The 23,482-nt window shown below is 65.4% G+C and carries 19 protein-coding genes; 14 read left to right on the top strand and 5 right to left on the bottom strand.

Features of this window, described 5'->3' with window-relative positions; all coding sequences use genetic code 11:
* Window positions 1-9: 9 nt before the first annotated feature.
* The 9 genes from METUNV2_RS0110595 (at window position 10) to METUNV2_RS0110555 (ending at window position 15,347) form a co-directional block, all read left to right on the top strand.
* The gene (locus tag METUNV2_RS0110595; RefSeq protein ID WP_018229449.1) at window positions 10-2,334 is read left to right on the top strand and encodes a hydantoinase B/oxoprolinase family protein; all 2,325 of its coding nucleotides are present in this window, start codon (window positions 10-12) and stop codon (window positions 2,332-2,334) included.
* 38 nt (window positions 2,335-2,372) lie between these two features.
* On the top strand, window positions 2,373-2,879 hold the full coding sequence (locus METUNV2_RS0110590) for an acetone carboxylase subunit gamma (RefSeq protein ID WP_018229448.1): 507 nt from the start codon (window positions 2,373-2,375) through the stop codon (window positions 2,877-2,879).
* A 236-nt stretch (window positions 2,880-3,115) separates the two neighbouring features.
* Window positions 3,116-4,126 (top strand): WD40/YVTN/BNR-like repeat-containing protein, encoded by a 1,011-nt coding sequence (locus METUNV2_RS0110585; RefSeq protein ID WP_018229447.1) that lies wholly within the window; start codon window positions 3,116-3,118, stop codon window positions 4,124-4,126.
* Between the two features lie 22 nt (window positions 4,127-4,148).
* Window positions 4,149-6,527 carry an efflux RND transporter permease subunit gene (locus METUNV2_RS0110580; protein WP_018229446.1) on the top strand — a complete coding sequence of 793 codons (2,379 nt, stop codon included), beginning with the start codon at window positions 4,149-4,151 and terminating at the stop codon, window positions 6,525-6,527.
* Window positions 6,528-6,618: 91 nt separating this feature from the next.
* Window positions 6,619-8,202 carry a DUF1302 family protein gene (locus METUNV2_RS0110575; RefSeq protein ID WP_232415662.1) on the top strand — a complete coding sequence of 528 codons (1,584 nt, stop codon included), beginning with the start codon at window positions 6,619-6,621 and terminating at the stop codon, window positions 8,200-8,202.
* A gap of 17 nt (window positions 8,203-8,219) precedes the next feature.
* Window positions 8,220-9,545: a DUF1329 domain-containing protein gene (locus tag METUNV2_RS0110570; protein ID WP_018229444.1), complete on the top strand. Its 1,326-nt coding sequence runs from the start codon at window positions 8,220-8,222 to the stop codon at window positions 9,543-9,545.
* 128 nt (window positions 9,546-9,673) lie between these two features.
* Window positions 9,674-11,635 (top strand): AMP-binding protein, encoded by a 1,962-nt coding sequence (locus METUNV2_RS0110565; RefSeq protein WP_018229443.1) that lies wholly within the window; start codon window positions 9,674-9,676, stop codon window positions 11,633-11,635.
* Between the two features lie 233 nt (window positions 11,636-11,868).
* Window positions 11,869-13,068: an acetyl-CoA C-acyltransferase gene (locus METUNV2_RS0110560; RefSeq protein ID WP_018229442.1), complete on the top strand. Its 1,200-nt coding sequence runs from the start codon at window positions 11,869-11,871 to the stop codon at window positions 13,066-13,068.
* 260 nt (window positions 13,069-13,328) lie between these two features.
* Window positions 13,329-15,347, top strand: coding sequence for a sigma-54-dependent Fis family transcriptional regulator (locus tag METUNV2_RS0110555; RefSeq protein WP_232415661.1), 2,019 nt, complete (start codon window positions 13,329-13,331; stop codon window positions 15,345-15,347).
* A gap of 67 nt (window positions 15,348-15,414) precedes the next feature.
* Here METUNV2_RS0110555 and METUNV2_RS0110550 read toward each other — a convergent pair whose 3' ends face one another.
* Both METUNV2_RS0110550 and METUNV2_RS0110545 read right to left on the bottom strand, forming a co-directional pair.
* Window positions 15,415-16,128, bottom strand: coding sequence for an anti-sigma factor (locus METUNV2_RS0110550; RefSeq protein WP_018229440.1), 714 nt, complete (start codon window positions 16,126-16,128; stop codon window positions 15,415-15,417).
* Complete coding sequence (locus tag METUNV2_RS0110545; RefSeq protein ID WP_018229439.1) at window positions 16,125-16,688, bottom strand: sigma-70 family RNA polymerase sigma factor; 564 nt, start codon at window positions 16,686-16,688, stop codon at window positions 16,125-16,127. The genes METUNV2_RS0110550 and METUNV2_RS0110545 overlap by 4 nt, the downstream gene beginning before the upstream one ends.
* 390 nt (window positions 16,689-17,078) lie before the next feature.
* Between METUNV2_RS0110545 and METUNV2_RS0110540 the strand changes: the two genes are divergently transcribed.
* A complete protein-coding gene (locus tag METUNV2_RS0110540; protein ID WP_018229438.1) occupies window positions 17,079-18,401 on the top strand; it encodes a DEAD/DEAH box helicase in 1,323 nt (440 codons plus the stop codon).
* A gap of 134 nt (window positions 18,402-18,535) precedes the next feature.
* On the opposite strand, the gene METUNV2_RS0110535 is transcribed toward METUNV2_RS0110540, so the two are convergent.
* Genes METUNV2_RS0110535 through METUNV2_RS0110525 form a run of 3 tightly spaced genes read right to left on the bottom strand, consistent with a single transcriptional unit; the run spans window position 18,536 to window position 19,895 of the window.
* Complete coding sequence (locus METUNV2_RS0110535) at window positions 18,536-18,796, bottom strand: DUF2798 domain-containing protein (RefSeq protein ID WP_026188063.1); 261 nt, start codon at window positions 18,794-18,796, stop codon at window positions 18,536-18,538.
* Window positions 18,793-19,404 (bottom strand): flavodoxin family protein, encoded by a 612-nt coding sequence (locus tag METUNV2_RS0110530; RefSeq protein ID WP_018229436.1) that lies wholly within the window; start codon window positions 19,402-19,404, stop codon window positions 18,793-18,795. The genes METUNV2_RS0110535 and METUNV2_RS0110530 overlap by 4 nt, the downstream gene beginning before the upstream one ends.
* Window positions 19,401-19,895, bottom strand: coding sequence for a DUF2938 domain-containing protein (locus METUNV2_RS0110525; RefSeq protein WP_018229435.1), 495 nt, complete (start codon window positions 19,893-19,895; stop codon window positions 19,401-19,403). Before METUNV2_RS0110525 ends, METUNV2_RS0110530 begins: the two co-directional genes overlap by 4 nt.
* An 81-nt stretch (window positions 19,896-19,976) precedes the next feature.
* Here METUNV2_RS0110525 and METUNV2_RS0110520 point away from each other — a divergent pair, with 81 nt between their 5' ends.
* The 4 genes from METUNV2_RS0110520 (at window position 19,977) to METUNV2_RS0110505 (ending at window position 23,461) form a co-directional block, all read left to right on the top strand.
* Window positions 19,977-20,450 (top strand): helix-turn-helix domain-containing protein, encoded by a 474-nt coding sequence (locus METUNV2_RS0110520; RefSeq protein ID WP_018229434.1) that lies wholly within the window; start codon window positions 19,977-19,979, stop codon window positions 20,448-20,450.
* 223 nt (window positions 20,451-20,673) lie between these two features.
* Window positions 20,674-21,180: a 5-(carboxyamino)imidazole ribonucleotide mutase gene (purE, locus tag METUNV2_RS0110515; RefSeq protein ID WP_018229433.1), complete on the top strand. Its 507-nt coding sequence runs from the start codon at window positions 20,674-20,676 to the stop codon at window positions 21,178-21,180.
* A 122-nt stretch (window positions 21,181-21,302) separates the two neighbouring features.
* The gene (locus tag METUNV2_RS0110510; protein WP_081618536.1) at window positions 21,303-22,451 is read left to right on the top strand and encodes a 5-(carboxyamino)imidazole ribonucleotide synthase; all 1,149 of its coding nucleotides are present in this window, start codon (window positions 21,303-21,305) and stop codon (window positions 22,449-22,451) included.
* Between the two features lie 5 nt (window positions 22,452-22,456).
* A complete protein-coding gene (locus tag METUNV2_RS0110505) occupies window positions 22,457-23,461 on the top strand; it encodes an L-threonylcarbamoyladenylate synthase (protein ID WP_018229431.1) in 1,005 nt (334 codons plus the stop codon).
* The last annotated feature ends 21 nt before the right edge of the window (window positions 23,462-23,482 follow it).

The following is a 23,482-nucleotide window of genomic DNA, read 5'->3' as shown; positions in this document are numbered from 1 at the left end:
GAGACACCCATGAACATGATGAGTAACAACGAGACCGGTTTTGCCGATCTGCTGAAGAACGGCCAGACGCTGAAGCAGTTCCGCGACGGCATCATCGAGCGGACCAAGGCGTCCGGTCACTACAACGGTCTGGAAAAGCTGGAGCTGCGTGACGCCGACCCGATCGGCTACGAAAAGCTGTTCTCCAAGCTGCGCGGCGGTCTGGTGCATGCCCGCGAAACCGCGAAGAAGATCGCTGCCAGCCCGATCGTGGAACAGGAAGGCGAGCTGTGCTTCACGCTGTACAACGCGGTCGGCGACTGCGTGCTCACCTCGACCGGCATCATCATCCACGTCGGCACGATGGGCGCGGCGATCAAGTACATGATCGAGAACAACTGGGAAGCCAACCCCGGCATCAACCCCGGTGACATGTTCACGAACAACGACTGCTCGATCGGCAACGTGCACCCGTGCGACATCGCCACCATCGTCCCGATCTTCTGGGAAGGCCGTCTGATCGGCTGGGTGGGCGGCGTGACCCACGTGATCGACACCGGTGCGGTGACCCCGGGCTCGATGTCGACCGGTCAGGTACAGCGCTTCGGCGACGGCTACATGATCACCTGCCGCAAGACCGGCGTGAATGACACGCCGCTGCGCGACTGGCTGCATGAGTCGCAGCGTTCGGTGCGTACGCCGAAGTACTGGATTCTCGACGAGAAGACCCGTATCGCCGGCTGCCACATGATCCGCGAACTGGTCGAGGAAGTGATCCGTGCCGACGGCATCGAGGCCTACGAGAAGTTCGCCTACGAAGTCATCGAAGAAGGCCGTCGTGGCCTGATGAGCCGCATCAAGGCGATGACGCTGCCGGGCAAGTACCGCAAGGTGTCCTTCGTTGATGTGCCGTACAAGCACGACGACGTGCAGGTGTCCTCGGCCTTCGCCAAGCTCGATTCGATCATGCACTCGCCGTGCGAAATGACGATCAAGCCGGACGGCAAGTGGCGCCTCGATTTCGAAGGCGCGAGCCGCTGGGGCTGGCACACCTTCAACGCCCACCAGGTGGCGTTCACCTCAGGCATCTGGGTGATGATGTGCCAGACGCTGGTGCCGACGCAGCGCATCAACGACGGTGCCTACTTCGCCACCGAGTTCCACCTGCCCAAGGGCACCTGGTGCAACCCGGATGACCGCCGCACCGGCCACGCCTACGCCTGGCACTTCCTGGTGTCCGGCTGGGCTGCGCTGTGGCGCGGTCTGTCGCAGTCCTACTTCAGCCGCGGCTACCTCGAAGAGGTCAACGCCGGCAATGCCAACACCTCGAACTGGCTGCAGGGTGGCGGTATCAACCAGGACGGCGAGATCCACGCGGTGAACAGCTTCGAAGCATCGAGCTGCGGCACCGGTGCCTGCGCGGTCAAGGACGGTCTGAACCATGCCGCCGCCATCTGGAATCCGGAAGGCGACATGGGCGACATCGAAATCTGGGAAATGGCCGAACCGCTGCTCTACATGGGCCGCAACGTGAAGGCCAATTCCGGCGGCTACGGCAAGTACCGTGGCGGCTGCGGCTTCGAGACGCTGCGCATGGTGTGGAACGCCCAGGACTGGACCATGTTCTTCATGGGCAACGGCTTCATGAACAGTGACTGGGGCATGATGGGTGGTTACCCGGCAGCCACCGGCTACCGCTTCGAAGCCCACAAGACAGGCCTGGAGCGTCGCATCGCCAACGGTGAAAGCCTGCCGCTGGGTGGCGACCTCGATCCGACCGCGCCGACCTACGAGCACAACATCGACGCCACGGCACGGATCAAGCGCGACAAGCAGTGCATGACCACCGAGGACTGCTACGACAACCACGATCTGTACCTGAACTACCTGCGTGGCGGCCCCGGCTTCGGTGACCCGATCGACCGCGAGCCGAAGGCGATCGAGAAGGATCTGAACGAGAAGTTCCTGCTGCCCGAGTACGCCCAGAAGGTGTACGGCGCGGTGTTCACCCAGAACGCCAAGGGCGCCTACGTCGTCGATGTGGCCAAGACCCAGGCCCGTCGCGCCGAAATGCGCAAGGAACGTCTGGCCCGTGCGGTGCCGGTTCGCGAGTGGATGAAGGAAGAGCGCGAACGCATCATCAACAAGCACGCGTCGCAGGCCGTCCAGCACATGTTCGCCACCAGCTTCGCGCTGTCCGAGAAGTTCACCAAGCACTTCAAGGACTTCTGGAGCCTGCCGGCCGACTGGCAACTGCTGGAGACCGAACTGGGCGTTCCGTCCTACGGCTCCAAGCACCGCATGGACCTGTCGCTGATGCCTGACGTCACCACCGTCGTCCAGGTCGAAGAGTGATCTCCACCTGAACGAACACGCGAATCAAGGAGCAATAAATGTCGACTTACACCAATGAGCAGGTCGCTCACCTGGCCGAGGGCACGCTGGACTGGGAAACCACTTTCCGCATGCTGTCCATGCCCAAGGACAACAGCCGCTTCAAGCAGTACGTCGAGGCGCTGCAGAAGAAGGTGACGTTCAAGGACAAGATCGTTCTGCCGCTGGCCCCGCACATGTACATCGTGCAGTCCGCGAAGAACAAGCAGTGGGTCATCAAGTGCGATTGTGGTCACGAGTTCTGCGACTACACCGACAACTGGAAGATGCACGCCCACATCTATGTCCGCGACACGGAAGAGGCGATGACCGAGGTCTATCCGAAGCTGATGGCGCCGGATACCAAGTGGCAGGTGTACCGCGAGTACTACTGCCCGACTTGCGGCACGCTGCACGACGTCGAGGCACCGACCCCGTGGTACCCGGTGATCCACGACTTCGAGCCCGATATCGAAGCCTTCTACAAGGAGTGGGTCGGCCTCCCGGTGCCCGAACGGGCGTCGTGACGGACAGCCGGGGCGCCCACAAGGTGCCCCGGCGCGACCGGCCGGAGGAGGCCGGTCGCAGCGACAGCGGCCGGTTCAGGCCGGCCGCCTTTCACCCGGCACCCTGATGCGGAATCGGCAGTACCCGCATGCGGCCTTTTCAGGCTGCAGGGGGACGCTCACGCCGGAACAGCCGCTCAGGTCATGAAAAGCGTCGTGCGCGCAGCGCACTGAACGGCGCCAGAAGGAGACTGAAGATGCTTCACCAGCTCAAACGGTTCGGCAGCGGTGCACGTGCCGCGGTCAATGTCGTCACCTCCACGCTTCCCATCGCCATCATCGGTGGCCTGCTGTACGCCGGCTTCTTCGTGAAGGCGGAAGCGGTCATCAACAAGGTCGAGCCCAAGGCGGTCGAGCGGCGCGACAACTTCTTCAGCGTGGTGGCCCCCACCGAACAGACCGCATGGGCTGCCGGCAGCGGCGGCAAGATCGTGCGCAGCGATGACGGCGGACGCAGCTGGCATCGTCAGGGCAGCAACACCTACGAAAACCTGCAGGGCATCGCCGCCTGGGACACCCAGCACGCGGTGGTGGCCGGCAATCACGGCGTCATACTCTACACCGCCGACGGCGGCAGCAGCTGGAAGGCCGCGCAGGTGCCGAAGTCGGACAACCCGAACAAGCTGTTCCGCGTGCGCATCTTCGACGGCGTGGCCTGGGCGGTCGGCGAATTCGGCTCGCTGCTGCGCTCGGACGACAAGGGCGTGACCTGGACCCGGGCGATGGACGAAAAGGACCGCGCCTGGAACGACGTGTTCTTCCACGGCCAGAACGGCTGGCTGGTCGGTGAATTCGGCACCGTCATGCGCACCACCGACGGCGGCGCGACCTGGACCCAGAACGAACTGGACAACAAGGTGAGCCTGATGGGCGTCGATTTCCGCGACGACCAGCACGGCGTGGCCGTGGGCCTGACCGGCACGCTGCTCATTACCAGCGACGGCGGAGCCACCTGGCGCGATGTACCGCCGCTGACCCGCGAACACCTGCTCGACATCGCCTGGGACGAGAACCGCTGGGTCGCGGTCGGCGACAAGGGCGTCATGGTGACTTCGGATGCCGCAGCGACCGACTGGAAGCTTGGCCGCATCGCCGAAGGCGACGTGTCCTGGCGCACCCAGATCACGCGCGCCGGCAATCGCTACTACGTGTCGGGCGCCAATCTGGGCGTGCTCGAGGACGGCAAGCTGACCATCGTCGGTCGATAAGAAAGCGCAGGGGGAGACAGCCGTGAAAAACGAAACCTTCAGCAAGGTCGAACACATATTTGCTGCACTGATACGCCACCGCACCTGGGTGGTGATGGCAGTGGCAGTGCTCACCGCGGTCATGGGGTATCTGGCCAGCCACGTCGAAGTGAAGACGGTGTTCAGCGATCTGCTGCCCAAGAATCACCCGTATGTGGCGGTGAACCAGCAGTTCAAGTCCACCTTCGGCGGCTCGAACATGGTGAGCATCATGATCGAGGTGAAGGAGGGCGACATCTTCAAGCCCTCGGTGCTGGCCAAGGTGCAGAAGATCACCGTGGGCCTGCAGCAGGTCGATAGCGTCGATACCTACCAGATCATTTCGATCGCATCGAAGAAGATCAAGGAGGTGCGCGCCTCGACCGAGGGCGTGGAGTCGCGGCCCATCATGTGGCCCGAACTGCCCAAGGGCCCGGCCGAAATGGCGGTGCTGAAGGAAGCGGTGCTGAACAACCCGCTGATCTACGGCCCCTACGTGTCGATGGACCTGAAGGCCACGCTGATCACGGCCGACTTCCTGGATGGTGACATCAACTACAGCAAGGCCTTCGAACAGATCATGGGTCTGGTCAAGGAGGCCGACGGCGACGGCGTGATGGTGCGCGTGGTCGGCGAGCCGGTGCTGTATGGCTGGGTCAATTACTACCTCGACGAAACCATCCAGATTTTCTTCGCCGCCATCGCATCGCTGGTCATCATCCTGCTGCTCATCACCCGCACCTGGCACGGCACCGTACTGCCGCTGCTGGCGGGCGTGATCAGCGCGATCTGGGCGCTGGGCGCGGCCAAGCTGATGGGCTTCCACCTCGACCCGCTGGTCATCGTGGTGGCTTTCCTGATCACCGCGCAGGCGATTTCCAACTCGGTTCAGCTCATCTCCCGTTACGACGACGAGATCGCGCACGGTGCGAGCAGTTCGGCGGCTGCCGCCGTGGCCAGCGCGAAGAATCTGTTCAAGCCGTCGATGCTGGCCATCGTGGCCGATGCCGGCTGCGTGCTGGTGGTGGCGCTGACGCCCATCCCGATGCTGGAGAAGATTTCCTACATCGGCACGGTGTGGATCTTTTCCATCTTCATCAGTGCGCTGGTGATGACGCCGGTCATGCTGTCCTTCTTCAGCGGCCACGGCGGCTTCGTGCATCCGCTCAACATCCGTCCGGTGCTGGAAGCCATCCTGCGCGGCTGTGCGGCGGTGGTCACCACGCGCGCACGCTATGTCGTGCTGGCACTGGCTGGCATCACCTTCCTGCTGTCCGGCTGGTACGCCTTCAACCTGAAGGTGGGCGACGCGAATCCGGGGTCTCCGATCCTGTGGCCGGACTCCTCCTACAACCGCGACGCGACCGACATCAACCGCCAGTTCCAGGGCTCGGACCGCATGTTCGTCGTGGTGGCCGGCAAGGAGAAGGGCGCCATGCGCGAGCCGGAGGTGCTGGCCAGCATGGCCAACTTCCAGCGCTACATGGAAGCGCAGCCCGAGGTCGGCGGCAGCATTTCGCTGGCCGACATCCTGCCGCAGGTGCGCCGCGTGCTGCGCGAAGGCAATCCGATGTACGCCGAACTGGGCAATGACGCCGGCGAGAACTCGGAACTGACCTATATGTTCGTGTCCGGCTCTGACCCGGGCGACATGGATCGCTACGCCGATGCCGACGCGAAGAACGGTGCGGTCACGCTGTTCTTCCGCGATCACCAGGGCGAAACCATCCGCACCGCGGTGGCCCGGGTACAGGACTACGTGGCGCAGAACCCGATGGACAAGGCCGACTACCTGCTGGCCGGCGGTCTGGTCGGTGTGCTGGCGGCGGTCAATGAGGTGATCCTGGCCGGCCAGATCGAGGCGATCGCGCTGGCGCTGCTGGTGCTGGTGGTGTGCTGCACGGTGACCTACCGCTCTACCGTGGCCGGGGTGTTCTTCATGATCCCGGTGATGCTGTCCAACACCATTACCTTCAGCTACATGGCCTGGCACGGCATCGGCATGAACATCAACACGCTGCCGGTGGTCGCGCTCGGCATCGGCCTGGGGGTGGATTACACCTTCTACATCGTCGATGGCATCCGTGAGGAGCTGCACCACAACCCCAATGTGGAGCGCGCCATCGTGAAGGCGCTGTCCAGCGCCGGCCGCGGCGTGCTGGTGACCGCGCTGACGCTGATCACCAGTGTCGGCCTGTGGAGCTTCTCTTCACTGCGGCTGCAGGCCGACATGGGCCTGCTGATCGCGCTCTGGCTGTTCATCTCGGCCTTCAGCGCGCTCTTCATCATGCCGGCCATCGTCTATGTGTTCCGCCCCGCCTTCATCGTGGGCAGCAAACAGCGCCCGATCGAGCGCGCCGAAGAACCTGCAGTCGTTGTGTGAGGGCAGCCCGTCGCGCCCGTCGGTGTCAGCCGACGGCGACGGGCGTGCGCGGACGGCTCATGGGTAGTCCCAAACAGGAGGGAGTGGAGACATGAGAAGAAGCAGAACCTTCAGGCGGACCGGTACCGGTCTGGCCGTGGCGGCGGCGCTGGCGATGATGGGCATGCCCGTCGCTCACGGTGCCGAGGAGGCCAAGGGTGAGGCGCCGACCAGCAACTGGCTGAGCGACGACGTGAAGTTCCAGGTGTCGGGTTATGCCCGCGCCTGGGCTTCGTTCAACCTGCAGAACCAGCCCGAGCTGGATGCGGTGGGCAAGGACAGCAAGGGCAAGCTGTCCATGCTGCGCGGTTCGGTGCTGCTCGATGCCGATCTGACCACCGGCTCGGTGAAGTGGAAGGCGATCGGCCGGCTGGACCGCGAGTACAAGACCGGTTACCTCGAGGATCTCGAAGACCTGCGCGCCACCAACGGTACCGCCGGTGGCCCGAGCATCACCAAGAACTACAACAACGGCGACATCCGCGAACTGTGGGTCGAGGCGCCGCTGGGTGAGCGCACCACGGTGAAGTTCGGCAAGCAGCAGCTGGTGTGGGGCGAGTCCGACTTCTTCCAGGCGATGGATCTGGTGCACGGCTACGACTACAGCTGGCGCCTGTTCTTCGAGGGCGAGAACGAGGAGTGGCGCAAGCCGCTCATCATGCTGTCGACCAAGATCCGGGTGCCGGAAGCCAAGGGCATGATCGCCGCCTTCGTGCGCCCGGGCTGGGACCGCTGCGAAGACATCGGCAACACCTACGATATCCGCGGCGGCCGCTGGTTCTTCCAGCCGTATCGCGGCTTCGACCTGACCCGCGTCACCACCAAGAACTGCGAGCACAAGGACGGTGACATGGACGACGTGACCGGCGGCATCCGCTGGTCCGGCGAGGCATTCGGCCTGAACTACTCGATCGCCTACCTGACCACCTTCTCGGCGGACCCGGTTGCCAGTTCGGCCTTCAAGCCGCACCAGGGCGTGCCGGTGGCGGGTGCGGTGTTCGACCTCATCCATCCGAAGATCGATGTGCTCGGCGCCACCGTCAGCGGCTACAGCGAAACGCTGGATGCGGTCATCAGCGCGGAAGTGGCCTACACCAAGGACCAGCCCTACAACGTCGGCTCCGGTGCCTTCAATCCGGGCAATGCCGCCAATCCGGGTATCGGCCTGAACGGCATCAAGAAGAAGGACACGCTGCGGACCATGATCCGCATCGACAAGGACCTGAGCCTGGAAAACCTGTTCGGCACGTCGCGGCCCTCGTTCTCGTCCATCCAGCTGTTCAACACCCAGGTACTGGGCTTCGACGGCGGCGAGGATCTGGTGCGCCTGTTCGCCTATGGCACGCCGCTGAACGAGCACAGCACCATCCTGACGATGTTCACCACGCTCAACTACCGCAACGACACGATCAACCCCGGCCTGGCCGTGGGCTTTGACCTGTCCAACGGTGGCGGCTTCGCCATTCCGAGCGTGGCGCTCACGTTCTCGGACAAATGGGTGGCCAAGGTGGAGGCCGACATCTTCTGGGACGGCGGCAAGAGCAACAAGACCCAGTTCAGCAATGGCGAATCGCAGCTGTTCGGTTACTTCAACCGTGCCAGCCAGCTGGTGTTTCGTCTGACCCGGCAGTTCTGATCAAAGGAGGAATACAGATGAATACGCTCAACACCCTCATTCCGGCCGGCCGCGCACGCCGCACCAGTGTGGCCGGCGCGCTGGCGCTGGTGCTCGGACTGGCCGCCGGTCAGGCCTTCGCCAAGGAGCTGGAAGCCGGCTTCGTGATCACCAAGGAGAACTACGACAGCGTCAAGGAGGACACCTTCGAGAAGAAGAGCATCGCCTCCATGGTGCCGGAGAAGCTCGAGTGGATGATCAAGAACTACAACCTGACCATCAAGCTCGCCCACTCGAAGAAGATCGAGATGGATCCGAAGTATGTCGATTGGTCGAAGAAGAACGTCGGCACCGTCAAGTTCAATCCGGCCGACCGCACCGTGTCCGGCTGGCAGGCCGGCATGATGTTCCCGCCGGAAACGATCAAGATGGATGATCCGAACGCCGGCGACAAGGTGATCTGGAACCTGCGTGCCGCCACCTATGGCGCCACCATGGATCTGCGCGACATCGCCTGGGCCTTCCTCGATGCGAAGAAAGGCTACGAGCGCGTGCAGGCCTTCCAGTCCCGCCGTTACTACATGGAAGGCCGGCTGGATGGCGGCCCGGTCACGGTCGGCGATGGCACCATCGCGCAGAAGACCTACTTCGTCGCCCACTACCCGCAGGACATCCGCGGCCTGGGCACCTTCTCGGTCCGCTACAACCAGGCGGATTCCAAGAAGCCGGACGACTCCTACGCCTACCTGAAGTCGGTGCGTCGCGTGCGCCGGCTGTCCGGCGGCGCCTGGATGGATCCGATCGGCGGTACCGATCAGCTGTACGACGACTGGGACATCTGGGACGCCGCGCCCACCAAGTACAAGTCGAACAAGCTGGTCGAGAAGCGCTGGGTGCTGGCCATCGCGCACAGCCCGGAAATGAGCGTGGATACCTCGCAGCCCTACACCGAGCCGCAGAAGCGCTTCCCGCGCATCAACATGAGCGAGGCGCCGTACTTCAACCCGGCCAAGGACATCGGCTGGGAGCCGCGCGAAGTGTACGTGGTCGAGGGCGTGCCGCCGGACGAGCATCCGTACAGCAAGAAGGTGGTCTACATGGAAGTGGACTTCCCGCGTCCCTACCTGGGCTATGCGCTCGACCGCAAGGGCGAATTCTGGAAGATGTTCATCTTCCAGAACCGGCCTGACGTGGGCGACGACGGCTACAAGGCGGTGATGCCGGTGATCGGCCACATCATCGACGTGAAGCGCGGTCACGCCACCAACTGGTCGTCGAACATGAAGTCCAACCCGAAGGGCGTGAAGGAGACCGATGTGTCGCTGAACGTTCTTGAAGAAGTGGCCACGGGTACGGGCAAGTAAGCGCAGTTGAATACCGTGCTGGTACCTCCTCCCGGCATGTTCGCCCGATCCCGTGCAGCGCGGGGTCGGGCTTTTTTCGCCGCGGAATCCGGGGGCAGGGGCTGGCCGGACCAGAACAGGATTCCATCATGAAAGTGTTCACCCCATCGGGTTGCGAGTGGAAGGGCACGCGGCTTGCCCGCTTCATCGAACGTCACGGCTATGGCTCGCTCGACCAGCTGCAGGAAGAGGCAGAGCGCGATGCGCCACGCTTCTGGGACCGCGTGGTCGAGGAAGTCGGGCTCGACTGGACCGTGCCCTATGTTCAGACGCTGGATCTGCAGAACGGGCCGATGTGGCCCGAGTGGTTCGTCGGCGGTCGGCTTGACCTGTTCGACAACCTGATCGGCAAGCACGCGCGCCGTCATCCGGACAAGATCGCGCTGCGCTGGGAAGGCGATGCCGGCGAACAGCGCAGCCTGAGCTACGGCGAACTGGAGCGCGAGGTGGCGGCGGTGGCCACCGGCCTGCGTGCGCTCGGGCTGGCGCAGGGCAGCCGTATCGCGCTCTACCTGCCCATGGTGCCGGAAGCGGCGGTCATCCTGCTGGCGGCCGCGCGCATCGGCGCCATTTCGGTGCCGATGTTCTCCGGCTATTCCGCCGATTCGGTGGTGCAGCGGGTGCAGGACGCCGCCGCCAGCGTGCTGGTGTGCGCCAACGGCTATTTCCGCCGCGGCAAGCCGGTGCGCATGCTGGCCGATGCGCTGGCCGCGGCCGATGCCTGTGAGTCGGTGCAGCACGTGGTGGTGGTCGACCGGCTCGGCAACGGTTCGTACGAGGGCGAGGAGCCGGGCGGTCATTACGCGCTGCGCGACTACGCCACGCTGGCCGCCACGGTGCCCGAAGCGCCGGGCGACGACAGCTTCGGCGCGTCGGCGCCGCTCATGCTGGTCTACACCTCCGGCACCACCGGCAAGCCCAAGGGCGTGGTGCATACCCACGGTGGCTTTCCGCTGAAGGCGGCGCAGGACATGGCCATGGCGTTCGACCTGCGCGAGGACGACACCCTGATGTGGGTGACCGACATGGGCTGGCTGATGGGGCCGTGGATGGTGTTCGGTGCGCTGCTGCTGGGCGCCACCATCGTGCTGTGCGAAGGCACGCCGGACTATCCGGATGCCGGGCGGCTGTGGCGCATCGTGCAGCGCCACGGCGTCACCCACCTCGGCCTGTCGCCGACGCTGGTGCGCCTGCTGATGGGCAGCCGTGACGCGGTGCCGGCCCCGGGCACGCTGGACACGCTGCGTGTGTTCGGCTCCACCGGCGAGGCGTGGAACGAAACGCCCTGGCTGTGGCTGTTCGAAACAGTGGGTCAGAGCAGGCGGCCCATCGTCAATTACTCGGGCGGCACCGAAATCGGCGGCGGCATCCTCGCCTGCTTCCCGGGTCTGCCGCAGACCGCCTGCGGCTTCAACGGCCCGATTCCCGGCATGGCGGCGGACGTGGTCGATGCGGAAGGGCGGCCGGTGCGCGGCAGCGTCGGCGAACTGGTGCTGCGCGCGCCCTGGCCGGGCATGACGCGCGGCTTCTGGAACGATCCGGACCGCTATGAGGACACCTACTGGGCCACGCTGCCCGGCCTGTGGGTGCATGGCGACTGGGCCAGCATCGACAGCGACGGCTACTGGTTCGTGCACGGCCGCAGCGACGACACCATCAAGGTGGCGGGCAAGCGGCTGGGGCCGACCGAATTCGAATCGGCCCTGGTGTCGCACCCGCTGGTGGCCGAAGCGGTGGCGGTGGGCGTGCCGGACGCGATCAAGGGCGAGGCGGTGGTGTGCTTCGTCACGCTACACGACCGGCGCAGTGGGCCGGAAGGCTGGAGCGTATGGGAAACCGAACTGTCGGACCACGTGGCGCGCCTGCTCGGCAAGCCGCTGCGTCCGTCCCGCATCTACGCGCTGACGCAGATACCCAAGACGCGCAACGGCAAGATCCTGCGCCGGGTCGTCCGCAACGCCTATATCGGGCGACCGATGGGTGACCTGTCGTCGATGGACAACCCGCGTTCAATCGAAGAGGTGATCAGCCTGCGCGCCGCCCGCGTCTGAGTTCGATGTCCGGACGTCCGATAGCCGGACGATCTCCGTGCGCACGTCGTACGGTTTTCGGACGCCTGTCGGCTGTCCGGGCCGACTCGGCCGAGTCGATTGTTTCAGTCTGTTGAATAAAAAGGGTTTTCCTGCTGATGGCGGGGCGGTTTCCAATGGCCCGCTCCTTGCAGGGAAATGACTACCCGCCGACCCGAGCATGCCAGGGTCGGCCGTTGCGGAGGACGCTGTTCGTGAATCAGACATCCGATCCGGTGGTGATCGTGTCCGCCAGCCGTACGCCGCTGGGCGGCTTTCTCGGCGGCCTGGCGTCGCTGAGCGCCCCCGAACTGGGCGCCCGCGCGATTGCGTCGGCGGTGAGCCGGTCAGGCATCGATGCCGCCCGCGTCGATGAGGTCTATATGGGCTGCGTACTGCCCGCCGGCGTGGGTCAGGCCCCGGCCCGGCAGGCCGCCCTGGGCGGCGGTCTGCCCGAATCCAGCGCCTGTACCACGGTGAGCAAGGTGTGTGGCTCGGGCATGAAGGCGGTCATGCTGGCCCATGATGCGCTGCGCGCCGGGTCAGCCGACATCGTGCTGGCTGGCGGCATGGAGTCGATGAGCAACGCGCCTTATCTGCTGGCGCGCGCCCGCTCCGGCTATCGCCTCGGTCACGAACGGGTGATCGATCACATGTTCCTCGACGGGCTGGAAGACGCCTATGGCGAGCGTGGCACGCTGATGGGCGTATTCGCCGAACGCTGTGCCGGCACCTTCGGTTTCAGTCGCGAGGCGCAGGACGCCTGGGCGCTGCGCTCGCTCGACCGCGCGCTGGACGCCGACCGGCGCGGCGCCTTCGACTGGGAAATCTGTCCGCTGCAGGTGGGCGGCCGGGGTGGCGCTGTCGATGTGGTGAAAGACGAACAGCCGCAGAGCGCACGGCCGGAGAAGATACCGGCGCTGAAACCGGTGTTCCGCACCGACGGCACGGTCACCGCCGCCAATTCCAGTTCGATTTCCGACGGCGCGGCAGCGCTTGTGCTGATGCGTGCCTCGACCGCGCGCGCCGGAGGGTTCAGGCCACTGGCTACGATCGTCGCCCAGGCCGGCCATGCCGGCGCACCGGCGGATTTCCCGGTGGCCCCGGTGGACGCCATCCGCAAGGTGCTGGAGCGCGCCGGCTGGCGCCGGACCGAAGTCGATCTGTATGAAATCAATGAAGCTTTCGCGGTGGTGACGCTGGCGGCCATCCAGGAACTGGGGCTGGATCCGGACACCGTGAACATCCATGGCGGCGCCTGTGCGCTCGGCCACCCGATCGGCGCCACCGGCGCCCGCCTGCTGGTGACGCTGATCGGCGCGCTGCGCCGTACCGGTGGCCGGCGCGGCGTGGCCAGTCTGTGCATCGGCGGTGGCGAAGCGACTGCAATTGCACTGGAGTTGCACAATAATTGAACTAACCTGATGAGATTGGCGGCGAGCAGCCGCCCCCGCTGACGCGGTACCGGGCCGGTCTGCTCTGTGGATGGCCGGGTAACACATGGTTTTCAAACAAGCCTGTGAGACGGCATGCCTCGAAGCATGTTGCTACGCAGGTGTCGGAGGAGTCGGAGAACGTGCGCATCGTCCCGCCGGGACGATGGGTACGGGGTGCCGTCTACCTCCACCACAAACAGGAGGTAGCCATGGAGTTGAGGGAAGACGATCAGAGCCAGATGTTTTCACGTCCGGAGCGCGACGGCGACGTGATGACCCACTGGGAGCGCCTGCTGAGTGGCGAGGAGTGCAGCTCTGACGCGCTGCGCAGGCTGATCGACGATTCCTGGCGCCGCTGCCTGAATGCCCATGTCGATCCATCCAAGTTCCAGGCGCCGCCGCCGCTGAGCGAGAACTCGCTGTATTCGCTGCAGCAGAAGCACGGTGACCTGCTTACCGCCAGCACGCCGGTGATGGCGATGGCGCGCGACTTCCTGGCCGAAACCGGAACCATCATGGTGCTGACCGACCACAGCGGCACCATCCTGAGCCTGGAAGGCGATCCGGGTACCCGTGACGAAGCGGGCGTCATGAACATGATGCCGGGTGCCAGCTGGAGCGAAACCGCCTGCGGCACCAACGCCATCGGCACCGCGATCGCGGTGCGCCATCCTGTGCAGATCCATTCCGCAGAACATTACTGTGCCGGCATCAAGCGCTGGACCTGTTCATCCACGGTCATTCTCGATCCCTACGACAACAGCGTGCTGGGTGCGATCGACGTGTCCGGCCTGCAGCAGACCTACAACAAGCACAGCCTGGCGCTGGTGGTGGCCACCGCGAGCAAGATCGAGGGCAGGCTGGCCAAGCACGAAATGGGCATACGCTTCCGGCTGCTTGAACGCTGCATGCACCGGCTCATCCACTCGACTTCGGACGGCGTCATCGTGTTCGACCGCCGCGGCAATCCGGTCAAGGCGAATGAACGCGCCGAACAGGCGCTGAATCAGCTGGCCGAAGGGCGTATCGGCTCGCGCCGGCTGGATCTGGCGTCGCTCACGCTGGGTCATGCCACCGATGACGGCCTGCCGGCCGGGCTGCAGGGCTGGATCGCGCCCGAGTGGCTGGAGCCGGTGATCGAGAACGGCCAGCGCATCGGCACGCTGCTCACCATTCCCATCTTCAAGCCGCGCGCGCCGCATGGCGTGACCGCTCCGGCCGCCGGTGCGACCAGCGCGCCACACGAACCGAGCAAGCTGGATTGCGTGGTGGGCAAGGACACCGCGCTGATGGAGGCGGTCGAGCGCGCCCGTCATCTGTCGCGCTCCAATGTGCCGGTGCTGCTGCTGGGCGAAACAGGCGTCGGCAAGGAGGTGTTCGCGCGCGGCATCCACGACTGCGGAAGCGCCAAGGCGGCGCCCTTCGTCGCGGTGAACTGTGGCGGCCTGTCGCGCGAACTGCTGGCGACCGAACTGTTCGGCTATGCCGAAGGTTCCTTCACCGGCGCTCGCCGCGGCGGCATGATGGGCAAGATCGAGGCGGCCAACGGCGGCACGCTGTTTCTCGACGAACTGGGCGAAATGCCGCTGGACATGCAGCCCCATCTGCTGCGCGTGCTGGAGGAGGGAGAGATCTACCGCCTCGGCGAGAACGCGCCGCGCAAGGTGAAGTTCCGCCTGATCTGTGCCACCAACCGCGACCTGCGCAAGGAGGTGACCGACGGGCGCTTCCGCATGGATCTTTATTACAGGGTGGCGGTCACCAGCGTGCGCATTCCGCCGCTGCGCGAGCGCCTGGGCGACATTCCGTCGCTGTCGCGCGCGCTGATGGAAAAACTGGCGGCCCAGCACGGTGTGCCGGTGCCGGTGCTGACCGGCGTCGAACTGAACGAACTGTCCGGCTATTCCTGGCCGGGCAATGTGCGCGAACTGCGCAATGTGCTCGAATCCATGCTGCTCACCGGCGAGCGGCCGCGCGCGCTGATGGTGCCGGAGGCGGTGCGCGGCATACGTCCGTTCGAGTCGGCGGGTGTGGTGGAACAGGTCATGTCTTCAGTGGCCGAACACCGCGAATGCAGGCGGCTTGAAGAGACCGAACGCGACGCCATCCTGAACGCGATCGACGACAGTCACGGCAATATGGCGCTGGCTGCCCGCTCGCTGGGCATTGCCAAGAGCACGCTCTATCTGAAGCTGAAGAAGTTCGGGCTTGATGCGCTGGTCGAACGTGCGCGCGAGGTGCATGCCAAGGGGCATTGATCTCATCCCCGGGGCATGAGGCCCCGGGGCGTCGCCTGCCGACCGAGCGGGTTTCACCCGCGCGACCTCACATCACCTTCACCGCACGCCCGATATACAGGATGGGGCCGGTCGGCTTGCCGATCGGCGAGCCGTATTCCGGCTCCAGCGTGATTTCGAACAGCTGGTTGTGTTCCAGCGGCGGCAGTTCCTTGAGCTGCACGTCCAGCGGCCGGCCAGGTTGCACCAGGCCCAGCGACACCGGGCCCTTCCAGTCCTTGCCCTTGGTCCAGAACTGCAGCGCCTTGGCTTGCGGAATTTCGGTTACGCCCAGCGGAATGAGCTTGAGCGACTGGGTGGTGCTGGCCTGAACGACCCAGCCCGGCGCCTTGTCTTCCGGCGCCACCAGCACCACCATGAACTTCGGTTCGGCGGTTTTCTGGGCACCGGGAAGACCGACCACCGCCAGCAGCATGGCGGCCGCGAAGCCAGTGGCGGCCAGCGTGCGCCACAGGGCCAGGCTGTCCCACAGACGTTCGGCCAGCGAGGCGGGCGTGCGCGCTGTCGCGCTGCGTGGCGCAGGCCACAGGCTGCTTTCTATGCGGGCCCACAGCGTGGGGGGCAGGGGTTCAGGCTCCACCATCTTGGTCAGCGGCAGCAGCCGCTCCTCCCAGTAGATGACGCGGGCTCGCAGACCGGCGTCGTGTTCGAGGTTCCGTTCCACCGCGGCGCGCTGCGCGGTGTCCAGCAGGCCGAGCACGTAAAGTCCGGCCAGTTCGTCCTGGGGCAGCGGATCGCTCATGCCATGCACTCCTTCAGCGACTGCAGGCCGCGGCGTATCCAGGCTTTCACGGTGCCCAGCGGCGTGGCCAGACGTTCGGCGATTTCGCTGTGAGTGCAGCCCTCGAGGTAAGCGAGCAGGATGCTCGAGCGCTTCGGGGCGTCCAGGCGTCCCAGACAGTCGTAGAGCTGGCCCGATTCCGATGCCAGCAGAACCTGCTCGTAGGGGTCCGGTACCGACGCCTCGCCGGCTTGTTCGACCCGTTCGATCAGCGTTTCGTCCGCCGGCATTTCACGTGCGTGATCCCGGATGTGGTTCAGCGCACCATGGCGCACGATGCTGTAGATCCAGCCCCGGCCGCTGCCGCGGGTGGGATCGAAACCGGCTGCCTTTTCCCAGATACGGACGAAGGCGTCATGCACCACGTCCTCGGCCACGTCGCGCCGGCGCACGATGCGCAGCGCGACCGCCAGCAGACGGGCGCCTTCCAGCTGATAGATGCGGTGCAGCGCAGCGCGCTCGCCGGCCGCACAGGCACGGAGTGCAGCGTCGTAGTCAAATTCGTCCGGTGTACCTGTCATCGTTGTGCCTTGAACGGTATGGGGCAGGGAGTTTTCGAGCTTCTCACGCAATACCCGCGCGCCCTCATTCCGGATGCAGTCTCCACAGAAGTTTTCACAAAGTTGCGTGCCGGGGCGTGTTGCGCTGCGAAAAAGACTTGCAAACATACACACGTGTCTGTAAAGTCCGCCCTCGTGCTTTCCCCGGGTCGTCTTCAGTACGACCCTTTCCGGTTCAGTCCGGCGCTGGCACGACAAAGTTATCGTCCCTGGCCTGTCTCTCTCTCCCGCCTGTTGGTCAAGCGTGGTTGATCGGTTAGTGCCGATAGAACGTCGGAATGAGTCCGACCAACCCGCTCTCTCCGCACTGCAACATGCAGCGCGGTGCTGGCCATTGTCTGGAAGAAATACATGGAATTCTCTGAACTCGGTCTTCACGCATCCCTTCTCGGTGCCATCGTCGAAGCCGGTTACCCCAATCCTACCGCGGTGCAGCAACAGGCCGTGCCCGCCGCGCTGAGCGGCCGCGACCTGATGGTGTCGTCGCAGACCGGCTCGGGCAAGACCGCCGCCTTCATGTGGCCGGCGCTGAACATGCTGACCGCCGATTCGGCCGTCAAGGCACGTGGCCCGCGCGTTCTGGTGCTGACCCCGACCCGCGAACTGGCCATTCAGGTCACCGACGCCTGCCGCAAGTACGGCCGTGGTCTGCGCTACGCCAAGGCGGTCAGCGTGGTCGGCGGTACCTCCTACGTGATGCAGAACAAGCTGCTGGCCCAGCCCTATGAAGTGCTGGTTGCCACGCCGGGTCGCCTGATCGACCAGATGGACAGTGGCCGCATCGATTTCGGCCGTCTGGAAATGCTGGTGCTGGACGAAGCCGACCGCATGCTGGACATGGGCTTCATCGAAGACATCGAAGCCATCGTCGATCGTCTGCCGGAAAAGCGCCAGACCCTGCTGTTCTCGGCCACCTTCGAGCCGCGCGTCATGCGCCTGGCCGAGCGCCTGACCAAGGACGCACAGCGCATCGAAATCCAGGCGACGGCCGCCCAGCACGAGAATATCGAACAGCGTCTGCTGTTCGCCGACGGCATGGGCCACAAGCAGCGTCTGCTCGACCACCTGCTGCGTGACGAGGGCGTCGAACAGGCCATCGTGTTTACCGCCACCAAGCGCGATGCCGACCAGATTGCCGAACAGCTCGGCGAAAACGGTTTCCTGGCGGCCGCACTGCACGGTGACATGCACCAGGGCGAGCGCAACCGCACGCTGGGTCATCTGCGTCGCGGCGCGCTGCGTGTGCTGGTCGCCACCGACGTCGCTGCCCGCGGCATCGACGTGGCCGGCATCAGCCACGTGATCAATTTCGATCTGCCGAAGTCGGCGGAAGACTATGTGCACCGCATCGGCCGTACCGGCCGTGCCGGCCGCAGCGGCATCGCGGTCAGCCTGGCGTCCGGCGACGACGTGCGCCGCGTCAAGACGATCGAGCGCTTCATCCGTCACACCATTCCGGTGCACACCATTCCGGGTCTGGAGCCGCGTGTTCAGCCGCGCACGTCCGCACCGCGCGGTCCGCGCACTGGCACCGGTCGTCCGGGCAGCTGGGGCAACAAGCCGGGCAACGGTCCGCGTCGTCCGGGTGGCGGTGGCAGCGGTGCCCCGCGCGGTGAAGGCGGCTGGCGTGGCAACGGCAGCGGCCGTAACGATCGCAGCCGTCGCGCTGACTGATCTTCACGCATGATGCATGCAGTCTAAAAGGCGCCGGGCAACCGGCGCCTTTTTTCATTTTGCGGATGTCCGGCAACGCACTGTCAGGCAAGGGTTCGCCCCCGGACAGCGGATTGCAGCCGCATACGGCCGGATCAATCGGTGCGTGCGCGTTCCTGAGCCGGCGCTTCATTGCCGGTAAGACGCGCCACCGCGCGGCGCGTGAGCGGAGCAAGCACCGCTACCGCCGGAAAGGCCAGTGCCCAAGATGACAGCCAGGCACTGCTCCATGCGGCGGGCAATCCAGGAACGATGCCGAGCGTGCGCACCGTGGCAATGCCCGATACCAGCAGCGACATCATTCCCGAGAGCATCAGCCCTGACAGTGCGGGTGCCCAGCGTGGATGCAGTTTCATGCCTTTTCCTCCGCGCCGGTTTCAAGGTCTGCGCGCTCGCTGCGCAGCGGTGACAGCCGGAGCAGGCTGTGGGCAAAGTTGTGCCCGAACAGGCGCGCGGTTTTCAGGTCGCCCGGCACGAAGGCATCGGCGGCCGATGCGTGGCCGGCCTGAGCCATCAGTCCCGACCACGAACCGAGGCGATTGGCCGCTTCATCGCAGGGTACGCTGCGATGTTGCTCGGGCAGGATCGGATTGCCCATCCACAGCATGCCGTGCTGCATGGCGAAGATGAACAGGGACAGCAGGGTGGACTGCTTGTCACCAGCCGGCAGCGAGGACACGGTGAATGCGCTCGCCAGCCTGCCTTGCAGCGACTGCTGTCGCCACATTCCTCCGGTTGCGTCCATGAAGTGCTTGAATGGGCCGGACACGCCACCAAGATAAGTGGGCGAGCCGAAGATCAGGCCGTCGTAGGCAATCAGCGCTTCGGGCGTCGACACCAGTTTTTCCGCCTGCAGCAGATCGGTGCTTACGCCGGCCACGTTCTCCGCACCGGCCAGGATGTGCCGTGCGATGTGTTCGGTATGGCCATGGGCACTGTGATAGATGATGGCGAGCTTTTTCATGAGCGGATTCCCTCGAGGGCCAGAGCGCTGAGATAGAGCCCGGCACCAAAGACGATGTGGTTGCCCAGGCTGCGCAGGCGGTTGGCCCCGGGCCTGGGTGTTCGCGCCGCGGCAAAACCCGCGCCCATCGCGGGCTGCATCAGACAGAAGGGCGCGACGACGGTGAGCAGGCCGAACACCAGCGCAGGCCACAGGGCCGGGCGCTCCAGCCAGTGCAGGCCCGGCGTCAGCACCAGCAATCCTGCATAGATCACGCCCACTGCATAGTGCGTGGCCCAACCCAGTGCGGACTCGCCGCGCAGCCGTTCGGCCCGGGCGATGGAGGCGTGCACGAAGCGGCCGCGCGCCATGTGACCGATCCAGCGACCGATCAGACCAAACCCGCTGAAGGGCTGACCCGTACGGTCCAGTGTGAGCAGCCAGGCGTCCATCACGGCGGTTGCGCCGACGCCGATGAACATGACCCGGCCAAGATCGTTGAAAGAGAGCATGCTGAATCCTCCAGGATTGACGGAAAGGGATGCTGAAGCTCAAGATACAAGTTGAAGTCAACTTCAAGTCAAGCCCTGCAGATGGATATTTCCGAAGTCGCGAAGCGTTCGGGTGTGCCGGCTTCGGCCCTGCGCTACTACGAGGGCCGTGGGCTGATCCAGTCCTTGTCGCATGCGGGTACTCGCCGGCGCTTTTCCCCGGCAGTGCTGGATCAGCTGGCCCTGATCGCGCTCGGGCAGGCTGCGGGCTTCTCGCTCGACGAGATCCGGCTCATGTTTGCGCCGGACGGCACGGCCCGCATCGATCGTGCGGTGCTGTCCGCCAAGGCAGACGAGCTGGAACGCATGGTGCGACGCCTGCAGTCGATGATCGAGGGGCTTCGCCATGCCGCGGTCTGTCCTGCACCGAGCCACGCCGAGTGTCCCTCATTCCAGAAGCTGCTCCAGGCGGCGGCCTCGGGTGCGCTGGAAAGCCGGGAGCGGACGACAAGAAGGCGACGGACAGGTGCCGGTGACGCGGAACGGCGCAAGGCCGGTGATCCGTCCGCAGCCTAGTCCGGCTGGCCGGCCTGTGTCGGTGATGCCGCCCGCCCGCCGCGGCGCCGGCAAGTCCGCGAACGGGTTTCATCCATGTCATCCCGGTTCGATGCCGGGTTCTTCCGGCACCTTCGATCGGGCTTTTGCACGCCGTCTTTTCCATATCGATCAAATCACTGGCGCAGCGGTGTAGAATTCGCGCCTTTTTCCGGGCCGAAGCGGCTGGCGAAGGAAACCTGCAATGAGCGCTCAAGACACTGCACGTACACCGCTGGTCGGTGTCGTGATGGGATCGAATTCCGACTGGGACACCATGCGCGGCGCCTGCGCCATGCTGGAACAGTTCGGCGTGCCCTTCGAAGCGCGCGTCGTGTCGGCCCACCGCACGCCCGACCTGCTGTTCTCGTATGCAGAAACCGCGCGCAGCCGTGGCCTGAAGGCCATCATCGCCGGCGCGGGCGGGGCGGCCCACCTGCCGGGCATGCTGGCGGCCAAGACCACGGTGCCGGTGCTCGGTGTGCCGGTGCAGTCGCGCGCACTCAACGGCATGGATTCGCTGCTGTCCATCGTGCAGATGCCCAAAGGCATCCCGGTCGCCACCTTCGCCATCGGCGAGGCCGGCGCGGCCAATGCCGGGCTGTTTGCAGTCGCGCTGCTGGCGGGAGAAGATGCAGCGCTGGCGGAAGCGCTCGAAGCTTTCCGCAGCAAGCAGACGCAGACCGTTCTGGACATGAAGCTCGAGGGTTGAACGCTGTCCGGCGTCCCCGGGCCCACGGTCCGCTTTTCAGGTTTTGATCCGCGTTCATCCGCCCCCTCCGCGTCCATGCGCGGCCACAATGAGATGAGCCGGCGTTCTCGGAGCCATCGCAGATGATTCTTCCTCCCGCAACCCTGGGCATGCTCGGCGGTGGCCAACTCGGCCGCTTCTTCGTGCTGGCTGCCCATGAAATGGGCTACAAGGTGGTCGTGCTCGACCCCGACCGCAACAGCCCGGCCGGCAAGGCTGCAGACGAGCATCTGTGCGCCGCCTACGACGACATGCAGGCGCTGGAGCGCCTGGCGCAGACCTGTGCCGCGGTGACCACCGAGTTCGAGAACGTGCCGGCAGATGCGCTGGACCATCTGTCTAAATTCATTCCGACCCGGCCCAATGCGGCCTGCGTGTCGATCGCCCAGAACCGCATCGCGGAAAAGACCTTCCTGTCCGACCGCGGTTTTTCGGTCGGGCCGTTTGCCGCCATCCGCAGCGCGGCGGACATCGAGGCGGCCGATCCGTCGCTGTTCCCGGCGGTGCTCAAGGTGGCGCGCTTCGGCTACGACGGCAAGGGGCAGGCGAGGGTGGCCAACGTAGCCGAAGCGAAGGCGGCGTTCGAGGGTTTCAAGCGCGAAGCCTGCGTGCTGGAAAAGATGCTCACGCTCGACATCGAGGTGTCGGTGGTGCTGGCGCGTGACGCGGCCGGCCGCATCGCGCCTTTCCCGGTGGCCGAGAACAGCCACAGCAACGGCATTCTGGACGTGACCATCGCACCTGCTCGCATCAGTGGTGCGCTGGCCGCCGAAGCGACCGAAATGGCGTCCGGCATCGCGGCCGAGCTGGGTTATGTCGGCGTGCTCGGGGTCGAGTTCTTCATTTCCGGCGGCCGTCTGATGGTGAATGAAATGGCGCCTCGGCCGCACAACAGCGGCCATTACACGATAGATGCCTGCGTCACCGACCAGTTCGAGCAGCAGGTGCGCATCCTGTGCGGCCTGCCGCTGGGCGATGCGCGCCAGCATTCGCGCGCGGTGATGGTGAATCTGCTGGGCGACCTGTGGTATTCGCAGAACGCCCATCATGCGCACGAGCCGGACTGGTCGCGCCTTTTCCGGCACCCGGGGCTGAAGCTGCACCTGTACCAGAAGCACCACGCGCGCGCCGGCCGCAAGATGGGCCACTTCACGGTGCTGGGCGAAAGCGGCGATCCGGTGATCGACACCGCGATGAATGCCCGGCTCGCCATCGGCATTCGCGACGACTGAAGCGCATGGATGCGCCGGCGGTCGCCGTGACCGACGCCGAAATCGCTGCCGCGGCTGCCAGCCTGCGCGCGGGCGAACTGGTCGCGCTGCCGACCGAAACCGTCTACGGCCTGGGTGCGGACGCGATGAATCCGGCGGCGGTGCGCCGCATCTTCGAAGCGAAAGGCCGTCCGGCCGACCATCCGCTCATCGTGCATCTGCCGGACGCGGAACAGATGACGCAGTGGGCGCGCGACATTCCGCGCGAAGCGATCGCACTGGCGAAGGCTTTCTGGCCAGGGCCACTCACGCTCATCCTGAAACGCGAGGACGACGTGCCGCTGGAAGTGACCGGTGGGCAGGACACGGTGGGCTTGCGCGTGCCTGGACATCCGCTTGCGCTGAAGCTGCTGCGGACCTTCGGCGGCGGTGTGGCCGCGCCGTCGGCCAACCGCTTCGGTCGCATCAGCCCGACCACCGCGCAGCATGTGCGCGACGAGTTCCGTGACACGCTGGGCGACGCACTGACCGTGCTCGATGGTGGTCCGTGCGAGGTGGGCATCGAATCCACCATTCTCGATCTGTCCGGCGATGCGCCGCGCATCCTGCGTCCGGGCGCGATTTCTGCCGCACAGATCGCCGCGGTGATCGGCCGCATGCCGGCTGAGAAGGGAGATGCCGATTCGCCGCGCGTATCCGGTGCGCTGGCGGCCCACTACGCGCCCAGAACCGCGATGCGCCGCATTGCACCGGCCCGGCTGCGCGACTTCCTGAATGCCTTCCGCCACAGCGGGCGCTTCTGCGCTGTGATCGCGCACAGCCAGCCGCCGCTGTCCGATTGCCCGCACCGCTGGGTCATGCTGCCAGCCGATCCGGCCGGCTATGCGCGCGGGTTGTACGCGGCGATGCGCGAAGCCGACGCGGCCGGTGGCGCCATGATCGTGATCGAGGCCGTGCCGGAATCGGCGGAGTGGGGTGCGGTCAACGACAGACTGGGGCGGGCGCTCGCCGGGGCCGGCATCACGCCCTGAGCGACGCGTGGTGAGGCGCGC

Source organism: Methyloversatilis universalis EHg5 (assembly GCF_000378945.1).
GTDB classification, from domain to species: domain Bacteria; phylum Pseudomonadota; class Gammaproteobacteria; order Burkholderiales; family Rhodocyclaceae; genus Methyloversatilis; species Methyloversatilis universalis_A.
The sequence above is the reverse complement of the archived record's forward strand: the minus strand, read 5'-3'. Positions and strand labels throughout refer to the sequence as shown.